The sequence below is a fragment of the Paeniroseomonas aquatica genome (assembly GCF_030409335.1).
GTDB classification, from domain to species: Bacteria; Pseudomonadota; Alphaproteobacteria; order Acetobacterales; family Acetobacteraceae; genus Belnapia; species Belnapia aquatica.
Genome location: NZ_JAUFPN010000018.1, coordinates 1 through 7321 on the forward strand (window position 1 = coordinate 1; position 7321 = coordinate 7321).

Consider the following 7321-nt stretch of genomic DNA (forward strand, 5'->3'; position numbering starts at 1 on the left):
ATGTAGAGCCATCGTTGACAACCGAACCCTCATGTAAGGGGGAGGCTGATCGCGGCCGCCCGCCCTCTATTCCATGTTACCAACAGAACAACTACGCAAACGGCCGCTCGTTCTGCGCGTTGCCGCGTTTGCGGCTTCTGACCGCAGAATGCAGCAAAGAGGAACGCTTCCTATGAAAGTACTTACCGCGGCAGCCATCACGCTCGGCGCGACGCTGGTCATCGCGTCAACCCATGGTTTCGCCCAAAGCATGCCATCCGGCAGGACAGGTACCAGCGGCAGCACGTCGGCATCTCCACGTGATGGCACACCCGGCAACCCCCCGAGCACGGTAACGGGGCGCGCTGTTGACCGGATGCAAGGCGAAACCCCGCGACCGGATGGTACGCGTGGCAATCCGCCGGGTACGGCAGCGGGGCGGGCGCTTGACCGTGCGACCGGCTCCAACACCACCGGAGCTAACCCGGGCGCGCCAGCCCCTTCGAGCAGCGGTAGCACAGACCGGCGATAAGGTTGATTGGGGCGCGGCGGCTTCAGCGCCGCGCCCAGCTGGAAAGCGAGCACGGCTCGCCTACCCGGAAGGCATTGGCACGCTATGGCTGCTGGCCGGTTGAAGGTTAATCGGCACCCCGGCACCTCCTAGCCACTCGCCGAGCTTGGACCAGCGGCGCCGTGCGCTGCCGTTCCTCACCGCGATCGCCAGCGCCCGCCGCTGCCCGACCAGCACCACCAGCCGCTTGCCGCGGGTGACGCCGGTGTAGAGCAGATTGCGCGCCAGCATGGTGTAGTGCTGGGTGGTCAGCGGGATCACCACCGCCGGGTACTCCGAGCCCTGGCTCTTGTGGATCGTGGTGGCATAGGCCAGCACCAGCTCGTCCAGCTCCCCGAAGCCGTAGACCACCGTCCGGCCCTCGAAGCTGACCACCAGCTCTGCCTCCTCCGGGTCGATCGCCGTGACCATGCCGAGGTCGCCATTGTAGACGTCCCGGTCGTAGTCGTTGGTCACCTGCATCACCTTGTCGCCGACGCCGTAGCTCCAGCCGAAGCGCTCGACCCGAACCTCGCCGGGCGGGTTCAATGCCTGCTGCAGGGCGATGTTCAAGGAGCGCGCGCCCAGGCCGCCGCGGTTCATCGGGCAGAGCACCTGGATGTCGCGGATCGGGTCGAGGCCGAAGCGCGCCGGGATCCGGGTCTTAACCACCGCCAACAGCTTGCGGACCCCCTCCTCCGGGTCAGCGGCCTCGACGAAGAAGAAGTCCGAGCCCTCAACCGCCGCGAGCTCGGGCATCCTGCCCGCGTTGATGCGATGGGCATTGACGATCACCTGGCTGGTGGCGGCCTGGCGGAACACCTCCGTCAGCCGCACCACCGGCAGGGTGCCGGAGCCGATGATGTCGGCCAGCACCTGCCCCGGTCCCACCGAGGGCAGCTGGTCGACGTCGCCGACCAGCAGCAGCGCCGCCTCGGTCGGCAGCGCCCGCAGCAGCGCCCGCATCAGTGGCACGTCCACCATCGAGGTCTCGTCCACCACCAGCAGCTGGCAGGCCAGTGGGGTCTCCTCGCTCCGTTTGAAGCCCCCGGCCTTGGGGTCAGCCTCGAGCAGGCGGTGGATGGTCCGNGGTCGGGGCGCAAAGTGCCACCTCCACCGCCTTGGCGCGCAGCACCTGCAGGATGGAGTTCACCAGCGTCGTCTTGCCCACGCCCGGGCCGCCGGTGATCACCAACACCTTGGCTTGCAGCGCCAGCTGTAGCGCCGCGCATTGACTCGGCGCCAGCGCCAGCCCGGTGCGGCCCTCGACCCAGGGGATGGCCTTGCCGGCGTCGATCGCTGGCCAGGGCGGCCGTCCCTGGGCCAGGGCGCGCAGCCGCTCGGCGATGCTCTGCTCGGCCCGGTACAGCCCGGCCAGGAAGACGCAGGGCTCGCCGCCCAGGGTATCGGCCACGACCTCTCCTGCCTTGAGCTCCAGGGTGAGGGCGGCGCTGACCAGGCTGGGCTCCACCGCCAGCAAGGTGCTCGCCAGTGTACTCAATTCGGCCACAGGCAGGCCGCAATGCCCCTCCCCTGTCGCCTCGGCCAGGGCAAAGGAGATGCCGGCCCGCACCCGGATCATCGCCGTCGGCGCGATGCCGAGCTTCTGGGCGACGAGGTCGGCGGTGCGGAAGCCGATGCCGCGGATATCTCGGGCCAGGCGGTAGGGGTTGTCGGTGATGACCTGCACGGCAGCGGCGCCGTAGGTCTTGAAGATCCGCACCGCCCGCGAGGTGCCCACGCCGTGGGCGTGCAGGAACAGCATGATCTCGCGGATGACCTTCTGGTCGGCCCAGCCGGCGACGATGCGGGCGGCGCGCTTGGGGCCGATGCCGGTGACCTCGCGCAGGCGCTGCGGCTCGGCCTCGATCAGCTCGAACACCGCCGCCCCGAAGGCCTGCACCAGCTTCCTGGCATAGCTCGGGCCGATGCCGCGGATCATGCCGGAGCCGAGGTACTTCTCGATGCCCTCGACCGTGGTCGGCTGGGTCGCCTTGAGAAAGCCGGCCTTGAACTGCAGGCCATGAGTGCGGTCGTTGATCCAGCTGCCCGAAAGCTGGACCCACTCGCCGGCCGAGATGGCGGCGGCGTGCCCGACCACGGTGACCAGGTCACGCTGGCCCCGCGCCTTGACCCGCAGGACGCAGAAGCCGGTCTCGACGTTGTGGTAGGTCACTCGCTCGACCAGCCCAGCCAGGGCCTCAGTTGGAGCGACCAGGGCGGATTCAGCCATTACCATCGTTGCGATAGTTGAGTCTGTGGACGCCGTATTGGATAGCCGGGCACTTTAGCCGCGGCGCGGCAGTGGCCGGCGGTCGCGTGTCGTCTGCGACCAATGCGCTACCAAGCCTTGTACGATCCCGGTGACGACGAACGGAAGCAGGGCAACAAGAAGCTGCGGGATAGCATTGGGTGCGGGCTCTGGTGCTAGTGCGGATTGAAGCTGCGATCCGCCTTGCTCGGTATCCTTTGCGAGCACAGCATCAGCCGGCTTGGCTGGAACCGGCACTGCCTGCTTGCTTCCGTTGAAATTGGCCCAAGCCCGGGTAAATTCAGCACCCGCAAGAAAAATAAGCGCCGAGTAATAGAGCCATACCAGCACGATGATGATCGCGCTCGCAGCACCGAAGCCGGCGGCAACATCGCTGTTGCCGACATAGAGCGCGATCAGAGTTTTGCCGACGGTAAACAGGACCGCGGTGGTGAACGCGCCAATGAAAACGTCGCGCCAGGCGAGCCTGCGATCCGGCAAAATCTTGTAAATCGCCGCGAACAGAAGCGTCAGCACGCCGATCGTCACCGAAATGCTCAACACCAAGGCGAGCATCGCCCCGCCCGGAAGGGATGCTTCGAGCCAGGAACTGAAGGAAGTTATGGCAGCGCTGATTGCGAGGGAGGCAATGAGGATGAAGCCCGTCGTCGCCACCAGGCCGAGCGCTGCAGCCTTAGCTTTGACCAAACGCGAGACAGTTTCGGTGATCGAGCCGGCCTCCGGCACTTCGGTCTTCCAGATGGCATTCAAAGCGTTCTGCAGGGCACCGAAGGCGCCGCCGGCGGTGAGCATCAAGGTGCCAAAGCCGATCGCCAATGCCCAGCCGCCGCGTGCACCGCCCATGGCTCCCTCAGCCATGCGCCCGACTTCGCGCGCTGATTGTTCACCCAGCATGCCGTTCATTTGAGCAGTAATTGCTTCATCGACCTGGTCGCGGCCGAAAACAAAGCTGGCGATACCGGTGGCGATGAACAGCAGCGGTCCAATTGAGAACAAGGTGAAGTACGCAATGCCAGCAGCCCGCGTCAAAGCGTCATCTGCTAGGAAGCCTTCTCCGGTATCTTTCAGCAGTGCCCAAATCCGACCCATGGCAAACGTCCATGATAAATATCATCTTGTAACGGATTTTTGGTAAGCCAGTTTCCTTGGATCTGTGAAGCGGCACGGCTGTAATGTCTCGTACGCGAGTAGGTGTTCCACACAGCCAAGCCCTAGTGGTCAAAGTCTGACGCTTGGTACCCATCGCGCCATAGCCGCTCTCGACCCAAAGCAGACGCCCGGCTCGTTTGCCGGTAGAACGGTCCGCATGATGGGAGACGCAAACATCCAGGTGCAACGCGCCGACCATGTCGGCTTTGCGGTTGCGTCTCTCGATGAGAGCCTTCGGTTCTGGGTTGATGGGCTCGGCGCGCGGCTCGTGCGGACGGGTGAGATGGGGGGCGAGTTCCTCGGCCAAGTGACGGGGGCACATGGGGCACGGGTGCGCTTGGCGATAGTGTCGTTAGCGGATCAGATGATCGAACTCTTGGAATATCAGGGCTTGGACCGGCCGAGCGCGCCGGCCAAGCCGTTCGACCCAGGCTTCGCGCATCTCGCCCTCGTGGTCGATGACATCGACGCGCTCCTCGCACGGATCGCTGCCTACGGCTGGAAGGCACAGGGCACACCTCAGCCAATCGCGAGCGGCGCGCGGGCCGGAACGCGGGTGATCTACGCCGTTGGTCCCGACGGAGCGACGATCGAGTTCATGCAGCCGCCTCTGGTGACGGCGACCACTGATCCCATCAGTTGAGGGGCCGCTTTCCGCCCAAGTCCGACCTACTGCGCGGGTACCAAGCGTCAGGTTTTATCCACTAGTTGGACGAAACGCCGTTTCGCCCTGCCGCAGGTGCTGGTGTGGGCGGCCCTCTGAACTCTCTGTCGGGCCGCCAGGTCGGCGGAACGCTGACGTCTGGCCTGTCGCTATTGAGGAAGTGTCCGCTTCACGAGTGACAGCGCATAGGGTGCCGGCCGAGCACGGAGCGTCGGATCGTCATTGAACTCGACCCCGGGAGTTGGCCAGTGCAGGAAGCTGATCCGGTCGCAGGCGTCGCCCGGCCCAGGTGCGACCTCAGTGACCGTCCGCCGACCCACGGTCACACGCTGCCGGTCGTCGGGCCATGCGGTGGTCGGGTCGTTCAGATCATCGCCGGCCTGTGGGAACATCAACATCATGTCGAAGGCGGCAAGCGCCTGGGCGACCCGGCCTCGCAACTCCTCAGCCAGGAAGTCGGCGGGCTGGCTGCGCATCTGCTCATCGCTGAGGCGCTGCATTCGGCCACGGGTTCGAATACCCAGCGTGCCGGACGGACCTCGCCATCTGCGCCGCGGAAGCGGAAGGTATTGACACCAACACTGCCAGGTACGGGGCGCTGTGGCGGGCCTGGCGCTAAGTCTCCCTGTTGTGGCGTGCTGGCGCGGCTATCGGCCTTCTTGGCGTCTCCTGGGCCGAAGCCGGCGGGTCGGCCTAGGGTCTGTGACCGGACTGTCTGCCTAACCGGTCTGGCTGCGATCCGGTCTCTGGCCGCGCCACTTTGGAAGTTCTCAAGGCTTTCAAGGGAACGCGGCCATGACCAGGACAAGCCCGGACGACGCCCAGTGGGTGTCGCTGATGCTGGTCATGCAGCAAATTCCCCTCATCCAAAAGCAAGACGACGCGGCGCTGCGCCACCCAACCGAGCGTGGTGGCAGCAACGGCTGGGTGCAGTCGAGCGGACGCAAATGTCTGATTAGATGTTTAATACCGTCGCGGTGCCGTCAGGGCACCGCCGGCCGCACCGATGCCACCGCCGACCAAAGCTCCTGTACCAGCACTACCACCTGTTAAGGCACCTACTCCGGCACCTGCACCAGCACCGAGAAGTCCGCCTGAAACAGCTCGTCCACCCGGGCTTGTGCCACACGCTACGAAGCTGAAGGAAATCGCGCCAACAAGCATTGTCATGACGAGCTTGCGTTTCATAGTTTTTGTTCCTTGCGAGGTCAACAGAACGCAGAAGGGCTTGAAAAGCCGCTGGCGAACGGCTTCACATTCTCGCACCTCAAATGACTTAAGTCGGGCCTATCCGGCACGGAATGGGCAACAGCAGCTTATATCGTCCGTCTACGTCGCTGTGTTCGCATCGGCCGAACACGAGGTCAGCCCTGCAACTTCAACATTTCGCCATAGCTGCATCCTCGATAACCGCCATTGGTTAATGCAGCTATGGCTTCCAATAAGCACGTCCTTTGGTTGGCCTTCAGGATGCCCCGCAGTTTGGATTGCGGACACTGTTCGCTGGCGCTGCTGGCGACACTGATGGTTTCAGGCTGCGAAACCTTGAATCGTATGGATTATCTGGACCAGTTCTTCGATCCAGCTGGATACTCGGAGCGGCACGGAAACCTGGAGCAGCGCCCTAACCGCTTGGCCCAAAGTGTTGTCCCCGCTAAGGCAGAACCACAGCGAAAGCCAATTTTTGAGGCGGCACCATCAAAGCACCCAGGATTGTCTATGACACCAGACGTGCCTTCCAGACATGAACTACCTTCCAGGCCTGATCCTTTGCCTGTTTCACCATCACCTGTCGAGCAAGATCGCAATGTCTGGGTGCGCAATACGGTCCGGCAAAATGATTGGTTGGCACGAGACTGGGAACAACTCACTCCAGCGCAACAACTTCGGGTGGAGCGGCAACTCGTAACTGGCAAAGCAAGGCTCACTACCGAGCACATCGAACCTGCGGCGATTTGGGACACAATCGGACTGACCGATCGCGCCAGGCTTGCTTTTGATGATGGTCCGACCTTCGCACGGACCACATCCGAAAGAACCCGTGCTGCTTCAATCCGGATGGATCGCCCATAACGTAGCTATATGCACGAGATGGTTGGGGCTGAACGGTATGCGCGTGAGCGCCTCATGTGGATTGAAGCAACGATGGAGAACTTGCTGCCTGGTTAGTCGCTGGCGCCGGTGGTCGAGGCGTTGCAGGCAATGCGCGGCATTGGCCTTGTGACAGCCGCGACCATCATGGTCGCGGCCGGGAGTGGCGCTGTCGGCAGTTCGGCAACAGCCCTGGCGGGCCCTGCTCCAAGCTGCATGCCGGCGCCGATGGCGCAGGTCGTATCCTGCGGCTGATCGTCAGCCCCGGGTACCATTCGGACCTGCGCTATGCGATAGCACCGCCCTCGGGCATCCCGGCCTGCGACGCGGCGCTTGACCGCGGTTACGTCTTGGCGCCGCTCCGTGCGGCTTCGCCGCCGAGGACTGCATTGTCCACACCCCGCCCAAGCGAGGCATGGTCGATTCACCGCCTGGAATCCCGTGCTGTATGCCCGTCGGCACCACGTCGAGAATCTCTTCTCCAGGCTCAAGGACTTTGCCCGCATCGCCCTACGACGTGACAAGACACGCCGCAGTTAGATGGGCTTCGCCCATCTTGCCGCCTCCATGATCAATCGTAAGCGCAGACACCGGGCCCTTCTTGCGTCGGTTCTTT

General features: G+C 63.9%; 5 protein-coding genes and 1 pseudogene. 3 read left to right on the top strand and 3 right to left on the bottom strand.

Translation table 11 applies throughout. The annotated features are described in order from the left end of the window. Window positions 1-571: 571 nt before the first annotated feature. Together recD2 and QWZ14_RS02095 are read right to left on the bottom strand one after the other, a co-directional pair. Window positions 572-2762 (bottom strand): annotated as a pseudogene (gene recD2, locus QWZ14_RS02090) (SF1B family DNA helicase RecD2). Between the two features lie 54 nt (window positions 2763-2816). Continuing rightward, window positions 2817-3890, bottom strand: a complete 1074-nt coding sequence (locus tag QWZ14_RS02095; RefSeq protein ID WP_290314906.1) for a YihY/virulence factor BrkB family protein — start codon at window positions 3888-3890, stop codon at window positions 2817-2819. Window positions 3891-4107: 217 nt separating this feature from the next. On the opposite strand from QWZ14_RS02095, the gene QWZ14_RS02100 reads away from it, so the two are divergent. Further along, on the top strand, window positions 4108-4593 hold the full coding sequence (locus QWZ14_RS02100) for a VOC family protein (protein ID WP_290314907.1): 486 nt from the start codon (window positions 4108-4110) through the stop codon (window positions 4591-4593). Between the two features lie 170 nt (window positions 4594-4763). On the opposite strand, the gene QWZ14_RS02105 is transcribed toward QWZ14_RS02100, so the two are convergent. Further along, complete coding sequence (locus QWZ14_RS02105; RefSeq protein ID WP_290314908.1) at window positions 4764-5114, bottom strand: catalase family protein; 351 nt, start codon at window positions 5112-5114, stop codon at window positions 4764-4766. A 295-nt stretch (window positions 5115-5409) separates the two neighbouring features. Between QWZ14_RS02105 and QWZ14_RS02110 the strand changes: the two genes are divergently transcribed. Next, window positions 5410-5667: a hypothetical protein gene (locus QWZ14_RS02110; RefSeq protein WP_290314909.1), complete on the top strand. Its 258-nt coding sequence runs from the start codon at window positions 5410-5412 to the stop codon at window positions 5665-5667. Between the two features lie 378 nt (window positions 5668-6045). After that, window positions 6046-6687: a hypothetical protein gene (locus tag QWZ14_RS02115; RefSeq protein ID WP_290314910.1), complete on the top strand. Its 642-nt coding sequence runs from the start codon at window positions 6046-6048 to the stop codon at window positions 6685-6687. Window positions 6688-7321: the final 634 nt, after the last annotated feature.

What these genes read in the sequence shown, in the direction of transcription:
- QWZ14_RS02110 (WP_290314909.1), top strand. Translation starts at nt 5,410, where the DNA reads ATGACCAGGACAAGCCCGGACGACGCCCAGTGGGTGTCGCTGATGCTG.
- QWZ14_RS02105 (WP_290314908.1), bottom strand. Translation starts at nt 5,114, where the DNA reads ATGCAGCGCCTCAGCGATGAGCAGATGCGCAGCCAGCCCGCCGACTTC.
- QWZ14_RS02115 (WP_290314910.1), top strand. Translation starts at nt 6,046, where the DNA reads ATGGCTTCCAATAAGCACGTCCTTTGGTTGGCCTTCAGGATGCCCCGC.
- QWZ14_RS02095 (WP_290314906.1), bottom strand. Translation starts at nt 3,890, where the DNA reads ATGGGTCGGATTTGGGCACTGCTGAAAGATACCGGAGAAGGCTTCCTA.
- QWZ14_RS02100 (WP_290314907.1), top strand. Translation starts at nt 4,108, where the DNA reads ATGATGGGAGACGCAAACATCCAGGTGCAACGCGCCGACCATGTCGGC.